Origin of the sequence: Pontibacter coccineus, assembly GCF_030546575.1 — a bacterium.
Taxonomy (GTDB): domain Bacteria; phylum Bacteroidota; class Bacteroidia; order Cytophagales; family Hymenobacteraceae; genus Pontibacter; species Pontibacter coccineus.
In genome coordinates, this window is sequence record NZ_JAUOTN010000011.1 from 64,755 (window position 1) to 84,836 (window position 20,082).

A 20,082-nucleotide genomic window follows, 5' to 3' on the forward strand; every position below is an offset into this window, starting at 1 on the left:
TGCGTATGCTACGAAGGTTGCTGCCATTTTTCCTGTTGCTTCTCATGGGTTGTATCGACCCGGTTGATACAGACCTGAATACCCAAAAAAAGCATTTGGTAGTTGAGGGTTACTTTACAAATGAAGCCAGGCTGAACTATGTCCGGCTAAGTTATTCCCAGCCCCACTCATCCCCTTATAATGAGTTTGAAGAAAAGGCGATTGTGACTGTGACAAGTAATGAAGGGGAGTGGCACCTATTTTCGTATGACAAGGCAGGATATTATTACCCTACTGGTAATGGCGAAGCAATAGGAGTTCCCGGCCATACCTACACACTCAACATCACAGTAGGTGATCAGCTTTACCAGTCGGAGCCGGTTGTTATGAAAGAGCCGATAGCGATCGACGCTGTTCAATTTGAGGTTGCTGAGCAGACATTTGCCTTTCCGGGAGAGCGTGAACAGCAATTACTTCCGGGGTATAACGTGCTGGTGGATTACAGTGATCCGGCAGAAGAAAAGAATTTCCTGCGTTGGTCTTTCACTACCCAATACGAGGTCAGGACGCAGCCCCAGGATTACATTCACCCCTTCACCGGGCTCCCTGCACCCAAGGATTGCTGCGTGCAGTGCTTCCTGGAGGAAAGGCTGGAGCAGCTCAAAGTGATAGACGACCGTTTGACCAATGGAAAGCAGGTGCTCCGTCAGAATGTGCTCTTCATGCCTTTTGAGAAATATCTGGGCGTGAAGAACAAACTCACGCTGTACCAGCATTCGATCAGCGAAGAGGCTTATAATTTCTTCCGCATTCTGGAGCAGCAGAAGCTCGCCACGGGCACTGTGTTTGATCCGCCTCCGGCCGAAGTGAAAGGGAACATCACCAGTGTAAACAATGAAAATGAGCAGGTGATCGGCTTTTTCGATGTCTCCGGAGTGAGCACCAGGCAGGTGACCATTTTGCGCAATGATATTGACTATCCTTTCGCCCCGTTCCGCTACCCCGACGATTGCCTGGTAATAAAGAATGCTACCATGGTTATACCGGAAGGCTGGTAGAAGACAAACACTGATGTCAGGAAAGGGGCTAACCCAATTCCAGCCTTGCAAAAAGATCTTTCAGAGAAATTACTTATAGATCAGAAACACCGCCGGCTGCTTGTGTATGTCCGGCAGCTTACCTTTCCATTCGGCGATGGTTTTGGTCTGGATGAACTCATGTTCGGGCGAGGTGATGTTGGCTGCAATGCAGAGGCGGGTGCCGCCACTGAGCGTCTGCACCAAGTCCTCAAGTAGTTTGTTGTTGCGGTAGGGAGTCTCCATAAAGATTTGCGTCTGGTCCCGCTGCAGCATCTCCTTCTCCAGGTTGCGCAGCGCCTGCAGCCGCGGTCCTTTCTCAATAGGCAGGTAGCCATGGAAGGCGAATCGCTGTCCGTTGAATCCGCTGGCCATCAGGCTGAGCAGAATAGCCGACGGACCGGCAAAAGGGACTACCCGTATACCTTTCTGATGCGCATACTTTGCCACTTCAGCACCAGGGTCAGCTATACCTGGGCACCCTGCTTCTGAGATGATTCCTGCGTCTATACCTTGCTCCAGCAGTGGCTTGAGCGAGGCCTGCACCTGAGCGGGCGTAGCATCCTTATCGACCTGCACGAAGTTGAGCTGCTCAATTACCAGCTCCGGGCAAATGCTTTTGACAAAGCGACGGGCGGTGCGCAGGTTCTCCACAATAAAATAAGTCAGCCGCTGCACCGTGTCCTTCACCTGAGGCGATATCACCTGGTCAGCTGTGTCGTCTGCCAGTATGGTCGGAATCAGGTAAAGCGTGCCGGTCTTCTTCATGGTGATTTTAATTTGTTGGATGGTTAAATTGTTGAATGGCCATACTTGTTGTGTTGGCTATACCTGACAGCAAAGCCGCAGCTTTAGGCCACGGCTTTGCTGTCAGGATCTTTGTATGGGGCCCTACCCCAGGAATTTGCAGGATCGTTCTTGCCCTTGTAGCTGTGCGCATTCCTGCAAGTGTCTAGTCTAATGACAGAAGCATGGAAACACAATGTATCGCGTCTCTACATCGGACTCCGGCGGGTAAAGTATAAATCTGGTTTCAGAAATCCTGAAAATCCTGATCCATCCTTAATTAGTATCCAGGAACCTGGTTACCAGATCGTATACCTTGTCCGGCGCTTCGGCGTGTACCCAGTGGCCGGCTTCAGGTATAGTCTCCACTTCTACAAGCGTAAACAAGCGCTCAATGCTGCCATACACATCTTCGGGCAGGATGTAGCGCGAACGGCCGCCTTTGATGAAGAGCGTGTTTTTCTTGAAGGGCGTATCGGAGGTAATAGGAGCCGCTACTTTCTCGTAGTTCTTTTCGATTGCATCAAGGTTCATGCGCCAGCCGAAGGTATTGTCTTCTTTGCGATACAGGTTCTTCATCAGGAACAGGCGCACTGACTCCTCCGGGATTGATTTGGCCAGTTGCTTGTCCACATCGCCGCGGCTGGTCACGTTGCTCAGGTCCACCGACTGCAGCGCATCGATGATCTCGTCGTGGTGCGGCGGGTAGGCCTTCGGGGCAATGTCGACCACGATCAGCTTGGTGAGACGGGTGGGGTATTTCAGCGCATAGTTCATGGCCACTTTGCCACCCATGGAGTGTCCCATAATGGCTGGCGTCGGGATTTGCAGCTCGTCCACCAGGCGCAGCACATCCTCGGCCATCGCGTCGTAGTTGTGCTCTTCGCTGTGCGGGGAGCGGCCGTGATTGCGCAGGTCTACCAGAAATACATTATAGTGCTCGGCCAGTCGCTTGGCCAGCGTTGCCCAGTTATCCAATGTGCCAAACAGCCCGTGCAAAATCAGCAACGGCTGGCCATGGCCCATTTCCTTGTAGTGTAGTTTCATGTTTTTCTGAGGTCTGTTAAAGATCAATATTGATTAATACCTTACGGAGTTAGTGCGAAGGTTGATATATGTCTTTGGTGCTGAAGCAGCTAAAATAGAATGGGCAGCTAAGCATAAGTGACAAGCTTGTCTTCTAAAGCTATGCTGTGCCTGATTTTTTCCCTTCCAACCGTTTCATTCAGGTATAGCACAAAAGACGTAGCCTCTCCGCTTTTCACCAGATCTGATAAATCCAGTACGAGTTTACCACCTCTATACTGTACAATGGCGATAGTTGTATTTCTGAGCGCAACTGTTATGGCAGCTATCCCCGCAAATGCAGGAATTACAGGTACTACTATTTCCTCTATATAAATTCTTCCGCCTTCCTCAGAGTAGAAAAAATCGTAAATAATGGAGGTGTAGTAGGCAGAAAAGCCAAGGCAGGCAACGCCAAAAAGTAATAGGAATAGCCAATTTTTGATAGCTTTTCCACGCCTTATTACTACAGAAGTAACATCTGCAGAGGCGACGGATTTATAGTTATACCTGCTGCGCAAGAGGTGTATGCCGCTGTCGCTAATACCAAACTGCTCAGTACAGAAACGATACTTCATCTGTAATTCCACTGATTAGTTAAACACCTTAATCAGCTTCTCTTCGCTGCCACGCTCTTTCAACACGCCCAGCGGCTGAAGTTGCAAACCGTACCTCTCAAACAGCTGCAGCACTTCTTCGCGGCCGCTCGGGTCCACGGCTACCAGCAGACCACCGCTGGTTTGCGGGTCGCAGAGCAGGTGCTTCTGGTCTGGGGTGAGCTCGGCTATTTTGTGTCCGTAGCTGTCGAAGTTGCGGTGGGTGCCGCCAGGTATGGCTTTTTGCGCCAGGTAGTCCAGTGCCTCCGGTATAACCGGCACTTTATCGAAGTATACCTCAGCGGTCAGGTTGCTGCCTTCGCACATTTCGGAGAGGTGGCCCAGCAGACCAAAACCCGTCACGTCTGTCATGGCTTTCACCTGCGGCAGCTGACCCAGGTCTGCACCTATTTTGTTGAGCTGCATCATCTGCTGCGGGGCCAGGTGCACGTGCTCTGGCTTCAGGATCGCTTTCTTCTGCGCGGTGGTCAGGATGCCCACGCCCAACGGTTTGGTCAGGTATAGCTCGCAGCCAGCTGTGGCGGTGTCGTTGCGTTTCAGGTTCGGGATATCTAGCATGCCGGTCACGGCCAGCCCGAAGATGGGCTCCGGACTGTCGATGCTGTGGCCACCCGCCAACGGTATACCTGCTTCGTGGCAAATACTGCGGCTACCTTCGATCACGCGCTTAGCTACCTCCGGGGCCAGTTTGTCAATCGGCCAGCCCAGCACGGCAATGGCCATGGTCGGGGTGCCGCCCATGGCGTACACATCCGAAATGGCGTTGGCGGAGGCGATGCGGCCGAAATCGTAGGCGTCGTCCACGATCGGCATGAAGAAATCGGTGGTGCTGATGACGGCGCGGCCGTTGCCGATGTCGTACACGGCGGCATCATCGCGGGAGCTGTTGCCCACCAGCAGCTTGTCGTTTTCGGGGTAATGGATATCGGTGTGCAGGATCTTGTCGAGCACTTTGGGGGATATCTTGCAGCCGCAGCCAGCACCGTGGCTGTACTGGGTGAGTTTTATGTCTTGGGTGTTGGTATTTTCCATTGTAAGTAAGTTGTTGTTCATCACAGGTATAGCAGTATCGATACCTGTAATGTATTGCTGCTAAGTCATTTAATCTGGCTGTTCGTGTGCCTTCTGTCTCAGGTACTATGTCCGGGGCATTATTTAATCAGCTTGTGCTGTTTCGCGAATTCAACCAGACGCTGGGCGTTTTCTTCCGGGTTCAAGGTTTCCAGGGGCAGGCGCAGCACCGTTTGCTTTTTGACCAGTTCGTAGGTATATGCTTTGTCGTAATAGGTCAGGGCAATGTCGACCATCTTTTCCATATCACCAACCGAGATGGCTTCAATGGCCTCTTTTGTGGCCAATCCGCCCAGCCGTTTCTTTATTCTGAGTATGGCCGCCTCCAGCAAAGCCGGGTCAGTGCGACAGTACTCCTCGGCCAGCTTCTGTATACGCAGGGTCTTCGGAACCTCGAGCACAATGGCCGGGGCCTCCTGCATTTTATTGAAAAGAGACTTGGGCATCTGCACCCTCCCGATGCCGATGCTTTCGTCTTCCAGCCATAGTGGCTTTTGATCGTCCAGTTCGAGCAAGGCCATACCTAACAGGTTCTCAAAGTGCTCTGTGCTGGGCTGCGGCACCATGCCGATGCTGCCGAAAGCAGAGCCTTTGTGACTGGCCAGCCCCTCAAGATCGATGACCTGCTGACCGTTTTGTTGCAGGTAGGAGAGTAGGTCGGTTTTGCCGCTTCCGGTATTGCCGCTGATGATGAGCACCGGGCGCTCGCGCTCAAACTGCTCGTGCATGTACTGCCGGTACGCTTTGTAGCCACCCTGCAGCAGGTATACCTGAAAGCCCGAGAAATCGAGCAGCCAGGCCATGTGCCCGCTGCGCATGCCGCCCCGCCAGCAATGCACCAGCACCTCTTTGGTCGGAGCCAGCTTCTCTGCTTCCCGCACAAACCCTGACATCTTGGTACCAAACAGGTCGAGCCCAATCAGCACAGCCGGATCGTGCCCCTGCTGCTTGTAGGCTGTACCTACCGTAGCCCGCTCCTCATCCGAGAAAATAGGAAAGCTCCGGGCCTGGGGTATGCGGCCGATGGCGTACTCTTTGGGTGCGCGGGCGTCCAGCACAGGCAACTGCTTCGCTTTCGTCAGGAATTCCTGTATCGTGATGGTATTGACCACAATTATTTGAGTTGACGCAGGTATAGCTGGATCGTGTTTTCCAGCCCAAGGTATAGCGCATCGCAGATCAGCGCATGCCCGATGCTCACTTCCAGCAGGCCGGGCAAGGTGTCTTTCAGGTACTTCAGGTTGTCGAGGTCCAGGTCGTGGCCGGCGTTGAGGCCGATGCCAAACTCCTGTGCCTTTTGGGCGGCCACCAGGTATGAGCGTATGGCTTCTTCGGGATTAGCAGGATAGTTTTTGGCATAGGCTTCGGTATAGAGCTCCACCCGGTCTGTGCCCACCAGCGATGCTCCTTCAATCATTCGAACATCCGGGTCCACGAAAATGGAGGTGCGTATACCTAGGTCCTTCAGTTCGCCGATCACGTCAGTCAGAAAATCCTTGTGCTGCAGCGTGTCCCAGCCGGCGTTGGAGGTGATGGCATCCGGCGCATCCGGCACCAAGGTTGCCTGGGCAGGGCGCACGTCTTTCACAATTTTCAGAAAATCGGGCGTTGGGTTGCCTTCGATGTTAAACTCGGTGTTCACGACTTCTTTCAGATCGTACACGTCGCGGTAGCGGATGTGGCGCTCGTCGGGGCGCGGGTGCACCGTTATACCTTCGGCCCCGAATCGCTCGCAGTCTTTGGCGGCCTGCACTACGTTGGGTCTGTCGCCGCCGCGGGCGTTCCGCAGTGTGGCTATTTTGTTTATATTTACACTAAGTTTGGTCATGGTATGTGTGTTGTAGCCCGCAGGCTGGTGATACTAATGCATACGGAAAGACTAAATTAGTGGAAATTTGAATAAGATGATAACCTATGGCCTTGGCTGTAGTAGTGTATAATGTAGAGGCAGGAATTCCATCACTTGCCGTAAATAACCAATCAATCCTAAAACTATGAGTTTAAAACAACGCATTGAAGCCGATATCAAGCAGGCCATGCTGGCCAAAGACAGATCCCGCTTGCAAGCGCTACGCAGCATAAAGTCACAGATCCTGCTGGCCGAAACCGAAAAAGGCGGCACCGACGAGATCAGTGAGGATACGGAGATGAAACTGCTCACCAAAGCCGCCAAGCAGCGTCGTGAGTCAGCCGAGATATATGCTAAACAGCAGCGTGCTGACCTGGAGCAGGTTGAACTGGCGGAGCTGGCCGTGATAGAGGAGTACCTACCCGGACAGCTCGATGAGGGCGATCTGCGCGTTCGTCTGCTGGAGATCATTCAGCGCGTAGGCGCATCCGGTCCCTCAGACCTTGGCAAGGTGATGGGCGTTGCCTCCCGCGAACTGGCCGGGCAAGCCGACGGGCGTGCCATTTCTAAAGCCGTGGGCGATTTGCTGAACAACACGGATTTTTAAAATCGGGATTTTTTGCGGCCCACCTACTGGTGTGAATGCTGCAATTGCACTATATTTGGAGGCAGGGGCGACAGGTGTTCGCTTCTGCCTTTAATGTTTTTATCCTGTGAGTACCTTCGATATTTTTCTGGCCATACCTATTCTGTTCGGCGCCTTCCTGGGTTTCCGCAAAGGTCTTTTGCTTGAGTTGATTTCTCTGTTTGCGCTTGTGCTGGGCATACTGCTTGGCCTCAAACTGCTCGATTCCGGCCTGCCCATCATGAAAGAGTATATCGGCGATGCCGGCGGTCTGCTGCCTTTCGTCACGTTCCTGGTCATTTTTGTGGCGATCATTTTAGGGGTGAGGGTGCTGGGTATCCTGCTCAAAAAAGTGATCGATTTCACGCCGTTTGGTATGTTTGACAACATACTGGGCGCCCTGCTGGGCGCCTTAAAATGGACCCTGGCCCTAAGCTTGCTGCTCTACGTATCAGAGATGGCAGGTATAGCCATCACACCTGAAACGGCGGCGAGCTCTGCCGTATACCCATTTGTCGTAAAAACGACCCCTTATGCCCTCAGCGTCATGAGTTATGTGCTGCCGTTTGTGAAGTCTCTGCTGCTGTCGCTTAAGGAGCATTTTTAGATTTGCTAATGTGCTGGTGAAAATTTGAAGATGCAAGGTTTGAACTTGGAGTATTGGAGAGGCATTTGAGCTGATATAATGACGCTTTTATTTACACCCGGAAAGTAAATGACCAGCAAACAGGTATAGTGCTATACCTATCCGGCTCAAGCTATAATCTATACCTATACTTTGGTCAGGACTTGCTTCAGGTTTAAAAGCTTCGTAGTAAAACCTAGAGATAACTTCACGCATCTGAACATCTACTGGTCTGATGACAGGATTTGATAATAAAAATCATTTTCAAATCGCCACATCTCCAAATTTTCAAATCGAAAATGCTGCTCCTGCTCGACAACTTCGACTCCTTTACCTATAACCTGGTGGACTATTTTGGTCAGTTGGGGGTGGAGGTGCATGTGTTGCGCAACGATGTGAGGCTGGATGAGATCAAAGCGCTTCCGATCGAGGGCATCGTTTTGTCGCCCGGACCGGGAGAGCCGCAAAAGGCAGGCGTGATGATGGACGTGATTCGGCACTACCACGACAAAGTGCCCATGTTGGGTATTTGTCTGGGGCATCAGGCGCTGGGCGAGTTTTTCGGTGCCCGGCTCGACAAAGGTATAAAGCCCATGCACGGCAAAATCTCTGAGATCATTTGCGCGGATGATCTGCTTTTTGCCGGTCTGCCCTCCAGAATGCCCGTTGTACGCTACCATTCGCTGGTTTTGAGGGAGTGGCCCGACAGCATCGTGCCGCTTGCGTATACTGCCGAAGGAGAGCTCATGGCCTTCAGGCACAGCGCACTGCCGCTGCATGCGCTGCAGTTTCATCCGGAGGCCGCACTCACGACTTATGGGCTCGACATGCTGCGGAATTGGCTTGATTTCGTTAATATTGCAGGTTGGTAGCAGCCAGACTTTTTTACAACACGTTACTTTTAGCAATTGCAGGAATGAATCTACAGGTCAAACACGAAGGCGAATTTCAGTACATAGACGAAGGCGAAGGAGAAGTATTGCTGTTGCTGCACGGCTTATTCGGGGCGCTGAGCAACTGGAACGGCGTAGTGGACCATTTCTCGAAAAGCTACCGTGTGGTGATTCCGCTTATGCCCATCTATGAAATGGCACTGCACAAGGCGGGCGTGCCGGGACTTGTTTCTTTTATCGAGGATTTTGTTAAATTTAAGAATCTGAACAACCTGACGCTGCTAGGCAACTCGCTGGGTGGGCATGTGGCGCTGGTCTATACCTTAAAGAATCCGGCTAAAGTAAAGCGCCTGGTGCTAACGGGAAGCTCCGGCCTGTTTGAGGACTCGATGGGTGGGTCATTCCCGAAGCGTGGCAACTACGAGTATGTGAAAGAGCGCGTGGGCTATACCTTCTACAGCCCTGAAACGGCCACTAAAGAACTTGTGGATGAAGTGTTCGACATCACCAACAGTAATGCCAAGTGTTTGCGCATCATCGCTATTGCCAAGTCAGCGCAGCGGCACAACCTGGGCAAGGATCTGGAGAACATTCAGGTACCCACGCTGTTAATATGGGGACTGAACGACACGATCACGCCGCCGCTGGTGGCGCACGAGTTCAACCGACTGATTCATAATTCCGAACTTTATTTCATAGACAAGTGCGGACACGCGCCGATGATGGAACATCCGGAGCGGTTTAACAGTATCTTAGATAAATTTTTGGCCAAAACGCAAGTAGGGGAAACAGCCACATGATCGCAGAAGAACTCATCAACCAAATGATACCGCCGCTTAAGCTTTACGACACCGTGGAGAAGGCTTTGCGATGGATGGATGAGTTCCGCGTAAACGAATTGCCCGTGTCCCGCAACCGCAAGTACATGGGCCTTGCCACCGAAGTTAACCTGATTGAGCTGCCGGATCGGGGACAGACACTGGAGCAGGTCAAACTGGAGTACCAGGATGTATTCGTAATGCATCACCAGCACTTTTATGATGTGATGGAGTCCGCCATTAAAAACAAGATACAGGTGGTGCCCGTGCTCGACGAAGAGCAGGACTACATGGGCATTATCACCATCAACGATACGCTGGCCGCCTTCGGACAGATGTCGGCGCTGCAGGGCCATGGCAGTATACTGGTGCTTACGATGCCGGAGCGCGACTACTCCCTGGGGCAGATCAGCCGTTTGATAGAGGAGGAGAACACCAAAATCCTGAGCGCTTATGTATCGCCTGACGAAGTGGACCCTTATAATATCAAGCTCACACTTAAACTTAACACTTCCGATCTCACCCGCATTATCGCCACGCTGGAGCGATTCGAATACCGGGTGACGGCGCAGTTCCAGGATGGATCCAAGTACGACGTGGGTCGGGACCGCCTGGATATGCTGTTCAAGTACCTGGACATATAGCCCTGTCCGTGGTTCTGCGCACCTTCTTGCTGCTGTGCTTTAGTTTGCTTTGCCATACCCTGGCGGCTCAATCCTGCCATACTGAATTCGTTGTAATAGATAGCATTGGCTTTAAGGGCAATGAGGTTAGCAAAAGCCGTATGCTCCTCTTTGAACTCAACATAGCACCCGGCGACACGCTGCCGACTGATGAGTTGGAGGAAAAGCTGCAGGAAAACCGCAGAAGACTCTTTAACCTACGTCTTTTTCACGAGGTGGGCTATACCTATACCTGCCAGGAGGGGTTGGTTGGCGTGACTTTTACCATGCAGGAGCGCTGGTACCTATACCCTATACCTATTTTCGACCTGGCCGACCGCAACTTCAACGCTTGGCTCGAACGCCGCGACTGGAACCGTGTCGACTATGGTATTAACCTGATCAGGCGCAATTTCAGAGGCCGCAACGAAGAGGTGCGCATCAGGCTGCAACAGGGGTTCAACAAACGACTGGAGTTTACTTACCGTGTTCCTTATGTAAGCCGCACCCATAAATTAGGTATGGACTTCGGGGTGGCTGACTACCGGAGCCGCGCCATTGACTACCGCACGCTCAATAACCGGCAGCGATTTTTTGTGCAGGAGAGCGGCGTGCCTATTCAGCGCACCTTGCTCACGACCGGTCTCACTCACCGACAGAGCGTGCAGCGGCAGGAAGGATTGCGGCTCACTTACGTGCAGGAGCGGGTGGCTGATACGGTGCTGGTGTTAAACCCGGAATACTACATAGAGGATAAGCAGGACAGGCAGTACCTGCGACTGGAAGTGTTTAAGGTGGTGAACCTGCGCAACTCCTTCGTTTACCCGCTCACGGGCAGTTACTTTGAAGCGATCGCCGCGCAAACCTTTTTTATGAATGGAAACGGGACTCCCATCACAACCCTGCGCGCCAAGTATGTTGATTATCGTCACATATCAGGTAAATATTATTATTTTGTGGGTGGCGAAGCACAGGCCCGGCTCTCGAAACGTTATGCCTATGCTGACAACGTGGCCCTGGGTTTTCGTTCGCTGGTGCGGGGCTACGAATTGCAGGTAGTAGGCGGTCAGCACTTCGGGCTGTTCAAGCAGGGGCTTACCCGGGAGCTCTTCAAGCACGAGGGCGTGCACCTGAAGTTTATCAAGAGCCCGAAGTTCAACAAAGTGCCGCTCGCGCTGTATGCCAACGTGTTCACTGATGCGGGCTATGTCGTGGATGAAGTGTTTGAGGAAGGCAACCCGCTGTCTAACAGGTTGTTGGCAGGTATGGGGGCAGGGCTTCATCTGGTCACTTTTTATGACTTTGTGTTCCGGGCCGAATATACCATCAACCGGGAGAAGACGAGCGGCTTTTACCTGAGTGGCCGTTTCCCTTTTTAATGAAACAGAAGATTTATGAAGATAGCTATACTTGGAAAACCCTTCGACGAAGAATACGGACCTTTTATCCAGAATCTGTTCGATGAATTGCAGCGCCGGAATGCTGAGATACTGGTAGTGGAGCACTTTAGCTTTTTTCTGCAGAATCGCATTCACCTGCCCGAAGGCATCTCAACCTTCAACCGTGGCGACAGTCTGCTGGGCGTAGACTTTGTGCTGAGCCTGGGCGGAGACGGCACACTGCTGGATACGGTTACCTACGTTGGGGCGCTTCAGATTCCGATCCTGGGCATCAACACGGGGCGGCTTGGCTTTCTGGCCACCATCGCGCACGACAGCATCAACCTGGCGCTGGATGCCCTTTTCAAAGGCCACTATACCTTCGATGACCGTGCGCTGATCCGCGTGGACTCCGATCTGGAGATATTTGACGGCATCAACTTTGGGTTAAATGAGTTCAGTTTGCTCAAGCGCGATTCCTCGTCCATGATAGCCGTGCATGCGTATATAGATGGAGAATATCTGAACACCTACTGGGCTGATGGTCTGGTAGTGGCTACCCCAACCGGCTCGACAGGCTATTCGCTTAGTTGCGGCGGTCCGCTGGTATTGCCACAGACCAACAATTTCGTTATTTCACCCGTATGCCCTCACAACCTGAATGTGCGTCCCATGATCGTGTCAGACCGGAGTGTGATCTCCTTTGAGGTAGAGGGGCGCAGCAGTACATACCTTGCTTCCCTCGACTCGAGATCCGTTCCTGTAGATATGTCAGTTCAGATAGCGGTGCGGCGGGAAAATTTTGTGGCGCGGCTTGTTAAACTGCATCACGTAAATTTCCTAACCACGCTACGCGGTAAGTTAAACTGGGGTCTTGATAAAAGAACAAATATTTTTAGGTAAATTATATTCGATATTTGGTATACATATTTTTATACCAGAAAATTATTTCTATTTTTGTCACGGAGGTTTAATTTGGATGAATTGTAAGCCTGTGGAAATACGCTTGAAAGAAATTGGTTCGCTATGAAGAAATTTACTACGCTGTTTTTATTATTTACTGTTGTGCTTATTACTGTGGCCTTGGAGGCTGAAGCACAGCGCTTTACGAAGCGGAAGCAGTACGCCACGGTGGGTATCCAGCTAGGGGCTTCTAACTACTTTGGCGACTTGGTGCCTCAGCCTAACTTCACGAGTATGCGTGTAAAGTCCACGCGTCCGAGCATAGGCATCAATTACACCAAGCGCCACTTTCCGCGCATTTCGTCCCGTGTAGCTTTCAACTGGAACCGTATTGCGGGTGATGACGCCCAGGCAGCGGGACCTGATGAAGGGGAGAACTTAGGACGTTACAGACGTAACCTGTCTTTCCGCAACGATATTAAAGAGCTGAGTGCCGTAGCCATCATTGACCTTTTCGAAAACCGTCACTACTACCGTCGTCGTCCTGACTTCGTGCCTTATGGTTTTGTTGGTGTGGCGGTATTGCACCATAATCCAAAAGCGTATTACGAGAACGGATCGCACCCAGGCCTGTCACCAGACAAGGATATTCCTTCTGGCTGGTATGCACTGCAGCCGCTCGGTACAGAGGGTCAGTTTGTTGATCAGCCGGGAACTGTTAGCGAACCTTACAGCCGTGTGCAGATTGCCATTCCGTTTGGCCTTGGTGTAAGATACAAGCTGGACCGTAACTGGGACTTTAGCTTTGAGGTAGGTTGGAGAGCCACTTTTACAGACTACCTGGATGACGTAAGTACAGCCCACGTAGACAAAGATGTGCTCCTGAGTGATGGCAACCGCGTGGATAACCGCAACGCCTCTGTTATTTTCTCTGACAGAAGTGCTGAGTCCGGCTTTACGAACGACCTGATAACAGAACCTAATGGTTTCAGCCGCCTGAAGCCGTACGGTACAAGCAACAACCGTACGCGTGGCAACAGCTCAGACAATGACTGGTACATCCAAACCAGCCTGGGCCTTAACTATATCCTGAACCCACGTATAAGAAGACCTAAATTCAGATAATATAACGGAGTATAGTGCGTTGTTTTCTAAACTCCGAAACAAGTATACATGACTTTGAATACATTCAGACAGACGCTCCTTATTTGTGTGTTACTGCAAATTGGGAGCGTCTTTTTATGCCATACTGCGAATGCCCAGCTGCAGCAGATTAAGCCTGTGACGACCAGCGAGATAGGTGCTGGCATAGGCGGATTGAACTACGTGGGTGAAATATCACCCAATTACCGTTTTTTGAATAATCAGCCTGCCATGACGATCTTCTATCGCCATGATATCTCTGCTCCCATCACGCTGAAGGCCGCTTTTATGGGCAGCCACCGCATTTTCGACGACAAGGCATTCAGAGACGAGTCACAGAATCTACCGCACCACGAATGGCGCGATACGGAACTGAAGCTGAGCATGCTGGAATTTTCGTTAGGTATAGAATACAATTTTCTCGATTACTACGAAGATATCCGGAAGCCACACCGTGTCTCGCCTTACTTCTTCTTAGGAGCGGCACTGCTCAACTTTAACCATCAGCTTTCCCGACAAGGCGATGTGAAGGAGCCGTTCGACAACAAGTTCACGGTTTCAATTCCTTTTGGCGTAGGGGTGAAATATGCTTTGAGTAAACACTGGAACCTGGGCCTGGAGTTTGGTCCTCGCTTTATGATTACTGATAACCTGGACTATCTGCAGGAGAGCGGGTCCGGACTGCTGGCTACCGATCTGGGGGCAGGCAACTCCAAGGCATATGCCAATCCATTCGATAAAGATATGTACTTCTACAACGGTATAAGCCTCTCTTATACGCTCTATCGACTCAATTGCCCGCCTGTTTACAAGCGCAAAGCCGGAATACTAGATTAACCCGCTAAAATTTCATTAAATTATCTTGCTTTTTGTAACTTGCAAGGAAATTGTGGTTTAATGAATTTTAGGGAACAAGTAGATTTAGACAATTTGCCAAGACACATTGCCGTTATCATGGACGGAAATGGACGTTGGGCAAAGAAACGGGGCGGCCTGCGAATTTTCGGCCATCAGAGTGCTATCACAGCTGTTCGCGAAACAGTAGAGGCCGCAGCAGAGATGGGCGTCGAATACCTAACCCTATACGCTTTCTCCACTGAGAACTGGTCGAGGCCGGCAACAGAGGTTTCCGCTCTGATGCAGCTACTGGTTTCTACTATCAGAAAGGAAACTGCGACGCTGAACAAGAACAATATCCGCCTGCAAACGATCGGGAATACAGAAAGCCTGCCGAAAGCCTGCCAAAGAGAATTGCTCGAGGCGATGGAGATAACAAAGGACAACACCCGCATGACCCTGGTGCTGGCCCTTAGTTATAGCGGCCGCTGGGATATCGCGCAAGCCATGCAACGTATTGCTGTGGAAGTGGGTCATGGTACTATAGCACCAGCTGATATTAGTGAGGCCACTATAGCGCAGCACCTTTCTACAGCAGGTATACCAGATCCCGAACTGCTGATCCGTACGAGCGGGGAGCAGCGTATCAGCAATTTCCTGCTTTGGCAGCTGGCTTACACGGAGCTATACATTACGGAGCTACTCTGGCCTGACTTCCGCAAAGAGCACCTCTACGAAGCCATATGTGCCTTTCAGAGAAGAGAACGCCGCTTTGGCAAGACAAGTGAACAACTAACAAAGTGAACATATTAATGACAAGATGCATCTGGGTGCTTGTGTTTTTGCTAATGGCAGGCACGGCTTCTTCCCAAGTTCTGAATAATCCAGCACAGAGCAAAACGATAGACTACGCTCAGCCCCAGCAGTACCGCATCGGTGGGATTGAGTTTACAGGTATTAAGTTCCTCGACCCTACTTCACTTCTGGGGGTGTCGGGTCTGAAAGTTGGTGATGAGATTACCGTGCCGGGCGAGGACATCAGCCGTGCCATTCAGAAACTGTGGGACCAGGGTATACTGGGTGACGTGGATGTATACGTAACCCGTATCGAAGGCAACCAGATTTTCCTGAACTTCGACCTGAAAGAACGACCACGCCTGTCCCGCTTCGAGTTCAAAGGTATAAACAAGTCGCAGCAGGATGCCCTTCGCGAAAAGATCAACCTGATCAGAGGGAAGTCGGTAACAGATGCCATGCTTAACCAGACACGTGCTGCCATCCGCAAGTACTTCGCTGAGAAAAGCTACCTCAATGCAAAGATCAACATCGTGCAGCGCCCTGACTCACTGCTTCCAAACAGTGTGGTGCTTAACATTGATATTGACAGAGGCGACAAGGTAAAAATAGCCGAGATCAACTTTGAGGGAAATGAGGCCTTTTCGGACAAGAAACTGCGCCGCCAGCTCAAAAAGACAAAAGAGAAGCGCCTTCACAAGATATTCACCTCGTCAAAATTCCAGCGCTCAGAATACGAGAATGATAAGCAGCTCCTGCTCGACTTTTACAATTCAGAAGGCTACCGGGATGCGATCATTGTGTCTGATAGTGTTTATAATGTAAGTCCTGACCGCTTGGGAATCCGGATTGTGGTGGATGAGGGCAACCGCTACTATTACCGCAATATCACCTGGAATGGAAACTACCTATACGAAGATGATTATCTGACTCGTGTTCTGGGTATCAACAAAGGTGATATTTACAACAAGCAGGAGCTGGATAAGCGCCTGAACTACAACCCGGCAGGTATAGACGTGTCGGCTCTATATCAGAATGACGGCTACCTGTTCTTTAACATCGACCCGGTAGAAATGACGGTAGAGGGTGACTCGATAGACATCGAGATGCGTGTATCGGAAGGTCCGCAGGCGACGATCAGTAAAGTGACTGTGACCGGCAACACCAAGACGAGCGACCATGTGGTGCTCCGCGAGATCCGTACCTTACCTGGTCAGAAGTATAGCCGCGACGATTTGATTCGTTCCAGAAACGAGTTAGCGAACTTAGGCTACTTTGACCCGGAAACGATCGGACTGAACCCGATACCGAACCCGGAAGAAGGAACGGTAGACATTAACTATAGTGTATCAGAGCGTCCGAATGACCAGATCAGCCTTTCAGGAGGCTGGGGTGGTCCGATTGGGGCGGTGGGTACAGTAGGCCTTACCCTGAACAACTTCTCTACCCGCAAGTTGTTTAAGCTGTCGGAGTGGAGACCGCTACCTAGTGGCGATGGCCAACGCCTATCGCTCAACGTGCAGGCTAACGGGCGCTACTACCAGTCTTACTCGTTCTCGTTCACCGAGCCGTGGCTGGGTGGTCGTAAGCGAAACTCACTAACCGCGAGTGTGTTCAAAACTGTGCGCCGTGAGCCAAGAGCCGATATCGACAGAAGGTTGAATGTGGATGGTGGTGCTATAAGCTTAGGACGTACCCTACAATGGCCGGACAACTTCTTCCAGCTAAGCCATACACTGAGCTACAACCGTTATACACTTAAGAACTACCCGCTATTCGGTTCTGCATTCGAGAACGGTGTCTCAAACAATATCTCGTTTAACAACACACTGGCACGTGTGAGTATTGATAACCCTACCTTCCCAAGAAGGGGTTCTAATATCTCGCTGAGCGTGAACCTGACACCGCCATATTCTTTGTTCTCAGACAAGCGTAACAACTTTGAGTTTGTAGAATTCAATAAATGGATGTTCGACGCCTCGTTCTTCATGAATCTGGCAGGGAATTTGGTACTGAACACACGGGCCCACTTTGGCTTCCTGAATAGCTACAGTTCGAAGACGAGCATTGGCCCGTTTGAGCGTTTTAGATTAGGAGGTAACGGTTTAGGTGGTGCCAACATCTTTGTGGGAACTGACTACATTGGTCTGCGTGGCTATGACGAGGAGTCGGTGATCAATAACCCGGATCCGAACCTGATAAACACAGGCGGTATTGCATACAACAAGTTTGTATTGGAGGCAAGACAGTTGATTTCTCCTAACCCGGGTGCTACGATCTATGGTCTGGCATTCCTGGAGGCTGGTAACAGCTTTGGTTCTTATGACCGATACGATCCGTTTAAACTGTACCGCTCAGGTGGTGTGGGTGTTCGTATCTTCATGGCGGCCTTTGGTCTGCTGGGCTTCGACTACGGTTGGAGATTTGACGATGTGCCTGGACGTCCTGAAATGAAGCGTGGCCAGTTCCACTTCATGATCGGACAGCAGATACGATAAGGAATTAGTATGAAAAAGTTTTTGTTCATCTTTTTAGCCGGATTTTTCCTGACGACTGTTTCACAGGCGCAGAAGTTTGGCTATATTGATTCTAACTTCATTCTGAGCAAGATGCCGGCATACGCCAAGGCGCAGGCGGAGCTGGACAAACAAAGCGCGGCCTGGCAGAAGGAGATAGAGGGAATGCACCAGGCGGTGGAGAAGATGAAGGAAGACTACAAGGCCGAGGAGGTGCTTCTAACGGAAGAGATGAAGAAGAAGCGCCTTTCTGAAATCACCCGCAAAGAGAATGAAGTGCGGGAATACCAGCGCAAAGTCTTTGGTTTCGAGGGGATGATGTTCAAGCGTCGCCAGGACCTGATCAGACCAATTCAGGATGAGGTGTTCACGGCAGTTGAAAAAGTTGCCAAGGCAAAGGGTCTGCAAACGGTATTTGATAAGTCAGGAGACCTGATCATGATCTATACCAACCCGGTACACGATTACACAGAGTACGTGTTGGAGGAGTTGGGCCTTGCCACCGATAAGCAGAATGTGCCTGGCAAAAAGCCGGCGGATGCGTTAGTGGATGATCCGGATAGTTTGCCTGATACAGGTATACAGAACGAAGAGAACCAGACGCAGCAACAGGACAAGAAAAAAACGCCGCCAACAAAGAAGAAGTCAAACAACTAAACAACAAGAATAACAAATTAACCATCCAATCATGAACAAAATCAAATTTTTAGTAGTAGCGTTTTTCTTTATCAGCTTTGCCTCTTTTGCACAGACGAACGAGCAGGCGACTAAAATAGGATATGCTAACGTAGAAGAGATTCTGAGCAAGATGCCAGAAAGAGCCTCTATGCAGAAGGAGTTGGAAGTATATGGACAAAAGTTGCAGGAGCAGTTTGCATCAAAAGAAACTGAGTATAACACCAAGATGCAAGCTTACCAGAAAGGCGCTTCCACGATGGACAAAGTAGTACGCGAAGACAAAGAGCGTGAACTGATGAACCTGGAGCAGTCTATCCAGAAGTTTCAGTACGATGCTCAGATGTCTATCCGTGATAAAGAGCAGTCGCTGATCCAGCCAGTGCTTGTAAAGATCGAGAACGCCATCAAAGAAGTGGCTAAAGAGAACGGCTACCTGTATATCCTGAGTGAGCAGGCTATCCTGGAAGGTCCTGAAAGCGGCAGCATCAACAACCTGGTGTTCAAAAAGCTGGGTGTAGACCCTAGCAAGCAACCAGCAGCAGCTCAGCAGGCTCAGCCACAGCAGCAGCAACCAGCCGCTGCCAAGCCAGCCACTACAACTCCAGCCAAGAAGAAGAAAAAGTAATCAATACTCCTTCGTGAGTTCAGGAAAGCCGATGTTCTATACTTCGGCTTTCTTTTTGTTTATACCTAAATCTAGTGCCGTGATTGACTTTGAAGAAGAAGAGCAGGACAGTATAGAGGATTCGGACGAATTATACGAACACCATCGCATTGTAGTAGACAAGGGACAGGCGCTGCTGCGCATCGATAAGTTCCTGATGGATCGCTTGCCTAATGTGACCCGCAACAAGCTGCAGGGAGCTATACGCTCCGAATCAGTGCAGGTTAACCAGAAGCCGGTGAAGGTAAGCTACAGAGTGAAGCCCCTTGATGTGATCACCATCACACTGGCGACTCCCCCACGCGATACCGAAATTATCCCGGAGGATATACCGATCCACATCATTTATGAAGACGATGAGTTGCTGATCGTTAACAAAGAGCCAGGTATGGTGGTGCACCCAGGCTTTAATAACTGGTCAGGAACGCTTGTCAATGCGCTCACCTACCATTTGCAGCAACTCCCTACTACCCGCAACGGGGAGGGCCGTCCCGGGCTTGTGCACCGCATTGACAAAGACACCTCTGGCTTACTGGTAATTGCGAAGACAGAGTATAGCATGGCTTTTCTAGCCAAGCAGTTTTTCAAGCATACGATCGAGCGGACTTATTACGCCTTGGTGTGGGGAGTGCCCAAGCAGGACTCAGGCACGATTGTGGGCCATGTGGGACGTAGCGCAAAAGACCGACGGGTAATGACCGTATACCCAGGCGGGGAGTTTGGGAAGCACGCTGTTACACATTATAAGGTCCTGCAAAAGTTTAAATATGTATCGCTGGTGCAGTGTAACCTGGAGACGGGGAGAACACATCAGATCAGAGCGCATATGAAGTACCTGGGCCATCCGTTATTCTCTGATGCCACCTACGGAGGAGATAAGATATTACAGGGGATGCCAACAGGCTCTTATAAGACATTCGTAGAGAATGCCTTTAAGTTAATGCCACGACAGGCGTTGCATGCTAAATCACTCGGTTTTATTCATCCTTCAAGCAAGGCGTTTATACAATTCCACTCTGAATTGCCTGAGGACTTCCAGGCGGCATTAGAAAAGTGGTCGCTTTACGAAAACCAGTAAGGTATATTGGTGTCACCATATAC

General features: G+C 50.7%; 21 protein-coding genes. 15 read left to right on the forward strand and 6 right to left on the reverse strand.

The features are described from left to right. Nucleotides 1–5 precede the first annotated feature (5 nt). Entirely contained in the window at nucleotides 6–1,037 is a 1,032-nt protein-coding gene (locus tag Q4E40_RS19805; protein WP_303414863.1) for a DUF4249 domain-containing protein, read from the forward strand. A gap of 69 nt (nucleotides 1,038–1,106) precedes the next feature. Here Q4E40_RS19805 and Q4E40_RS19810 read toward each other — a convergent pair whose 3' ends face one another. From Q4E40_RS19810 to Q4E40_RS19835, 6 genes are all read right to left on the reverse strand, one after another. Then, entirely contained in the window at nucleotides 1,107–1,823 is a 717-nt protein-coding gene (locus tag Q4E40_RS19810) for an SAM-dependent methyltransferase (RefSeq protein ID WP_303414866.1), read from the reverse strand. Between the two features lie 294 nt (nucleotides 1,824–2,117). Beyond that, nucleotides 2,118–2,888: an alpha/beta fold hydrolase gene (locus Q4E40_RS19815; protein ID WP_303414869.1), complete on the reverse strand. Its 771-nt coding sequence runs from the start codon at nucleotides 2,886–2,888 to the stop codon at nucleotides 2,118–2,120. 107 nt (nucleotides 2,889–2,995) lie between these two features. Next, complete coding sequence (locus Q4E40_RS19820; RefSeq protein WP_303414872.1) at nucleotides 2,996–3,484, reverse strand: hypothetical protein; 489 nt, start codon at nucleotides 3,482–3,484, stop codon at nucleotides 2,996–2,998. A 15-nt stretch (nucleotides 3,485–3,499) separates the two neighbouring features. Beyond that, nucleotides 3,500–4,555, reverse strand: a complete 1,056-nt coding sequence (gene selD, locus Q4E40_RS19825) for a selenide, water dikinase SelD (protein WP_303414875.1) — start codon at nucleotides 4,553–4,555, stop codon at nucleotides 3,500–3,502. A gap of 119 nt (nucleotides 4,556–4,674) precedes the next feature. After that, a complete protein-coding gene (mnmH, locus tag Q4E40_RS19830) occupies nucleotides 4,675–5,706 on the reverse strand; it encodes a tRNA 2-selenouridine(34) synthase MnmH (protein ID WP_303414878.1) in 1,032 nt (343 codons plus the stop codon). 2 nt (nucleotides 5,707–5,708) lie between these two features. Further along, nucleotides 5,709–6,422, reverse strand: a complete 714-nt coding sequence (locus tag Q4E40_RS19835) for a pyridoxine 5'-phosphate synthase (protein ID WP_303414881.1) — start codon at nucleotides 6,420–6,422, stop codon at nucleotides 5,709–5,711. A 166-nt stretch (nucleotides 6,423–6,588) separates the two neighbouring features. On the opposite strand from Q4E40_RS19835, the gene Q4E40_RS19840 reads away from it, so the two are divergent. The 14 genes from Q4E40_RS19840 (at nucleotide 6,589) to Q4E40_RS19905 (ending at nucleotide 20,059) form a co-directional block, all read left to right on the forward strand. Beyond that, complete coding sequence (locus tag Q4E40_RS19840; protein WP_303414884.1) at nucleotides 6,589–7,050, forward strand: GatB/YqeY domain-containing protein; 462 nt, start codon at nucleotides 6,589–6,591, stop codon at nucleotides 7,048–7,050. A gap of 106 nt (nucleotides 7,051–7,156) precedes the next feature. Then, a complete protein-coding gene (locus Q4E40_RS19845; protein ID WP_303414887.1) occupies nucleotides 7,157–7,675 on the forward strand; it encodes a CvpA family protein in 519 nt (172 codons plus the stop codon). 317 nt (nucleotides 7,676–7,992) lie between these two features. Beyond that, on the forward strand, nucleotides 7,993–8,565 hold the full coding sequence (locus Q4E40_RS19850; RefSeq protein ID WP_303414890.1) for an anthranilate synthase component II: 573 nt from the start codon (nucleotides 7,993–7,995) through the stop codon (nucleotides 8,563–8,565). A 44-nt stretch (nucleotides 8,566–8,609) separates the two neighbouring features. Beyond that, on the forward strand, nucleotides 8,610–9,386 hold the full coding sequence (locus Q4E40_RS19855) for an alpha/beta fold hydrolase (RefSeq protein ID WP_303414893.1): 777 nt from the start codon (nucleotides 8,610–8,612) through the stop codon (nucleotides 9,384–9,386). Further along, nucleotides 9,383–10,048 carry a CBS domain-containing protein gene (locus Q4E40_RS19860; RefSeq protein ID WP_303414896.1) on the forward strand — a complete coding sequence of 222 codons (666 nt, stop codon included), beginning with the start codon at nucleotides 9,383–9,385 and terminating at the stop codon, nucleotides 10,046–10,048. The genes Q4E40_RS19855 and Q4E40_RS19860 overlap by 4 nt, the downstream gene beginning before the upstream one ends. A gap of 8 nt (nucleotides 10,049–10,056) precedes the next feature. After that, nucleotides 10,057–11,445: a POTRA domain-containing protein gene (locus tag Q4E40_RS19865; protein WP_303414899.1), complete on the forward strand. Its 1,389-nt coding sequence runs from the start codon at nucleotides 10,057–10,059 to the stop codon at nucleotides 11,443–11,445. Nucleotides 11,446–11,460: 15 nt separating this feature from the next. Then, nucleotides 11,461–12,348, forward strand: coding sequence for an NAD kinase (locus Q4E40_RS19870; protein ID WP_303414901.1), 888 nt, complete (start codon nucleotides 11,461–11,463; stop codon nucleotides 12,346–12,348). 123 nt (nucleotides 12,349–12,471) lie between these two features. Next, complete coding sequence (locus Q4E40_RS19875) at nucleotides 12,472–13,473, forward strand: DUF6089 family protein (protein WP_303414904.1); 1,002 nt, start codon at nucleotides 12,472–12,474, stop codon at nucleotides 13,471–13,473. A gap of 48 nt (nucleotides 13,474–13,521) precedes the next feature. After that, nucleotides 13,522–14,328 (forward strand): type IX secretion system protein PorG, encoded by an 807-nt coding sequence (porG, locus tag Q4E40_RS19880; RefSeq protein ID WP_303414907.1) that lies wholly within the window; start codon nucleotides 13,522–13,524, stop codon nucleotides 14,326–14,328. A gap of 60 nt (nucleotides 14,329–14,388) precedes the next feature. Further along, complete coding sequence (gene uppS, locus Q4E40_RS19885; protein WP_303414910.1) at nucleotides 14,389–15,132, forward strand: undecaprenyl pyrophosphate synthase; 744 nt, start codon at nucleotides 14,389–14,391, stop codon at nucleotides 15,130–15,132. 8 nt (nucleotides 15,133–15,140) lie between these two features. Continuing rightward, nucleotides 15,141–17,621, forward strand: a complete 2,481-nt coding sequence (bamA, locus tag Q4E40_RS19890) for an outer membrane protein assembly factor BamA (RefSeq protein ID WP_303414913.1) — start codon at nucleotides 15,141–15,143, stop codon at nucleotides 17,619–17,621. Nucleotides 17,622–17,630: 9 nt separating this feature from the next. Continuing rightward, on the forward strand, nucleotides 17,631–18,296 hold the full coding sequence (locus Q4E40_RS19895; RefSeq protein ID WP_303414916.1) for an OmpH/Skp family outer membrane protein: 666 nt from the start codon (nucleotides 17,631–17,633) through the stop codon (nucleotides 18,294–18,296). A 31-nt stretch (nucleotides 18,297–18,327) separates the two neighbouring features. Continuing rightward, nucleotides 18,328–18,942 (forward strand): OmpH/Skp family outer membrane protein, encoded by a 615-nt coding sequence (locus Q4E40_RS19900; RefSeq protein ID WP_303414919.1) that lies wholly within the window; start codon nucleotides 18,328–18,330, stop codon nucleotides 18,940–18,942. A gap of 31 nt (nucleotides 18,943–18,973) precedes the next feature. Further along, nucleotides 18,974–20,059, forward strand: a complete 1,086-nt coding sequence (locus Q4E40_RS19905; protein ID WP_303415077.1) for an RluA family pseudouridine synthase — start codon at nucleotides 18,974–18,976, stop codon at nucleotides 20,057–20,059. Nucleotides 20,060–20,082 lie beyond the last annotated feature (23 nt).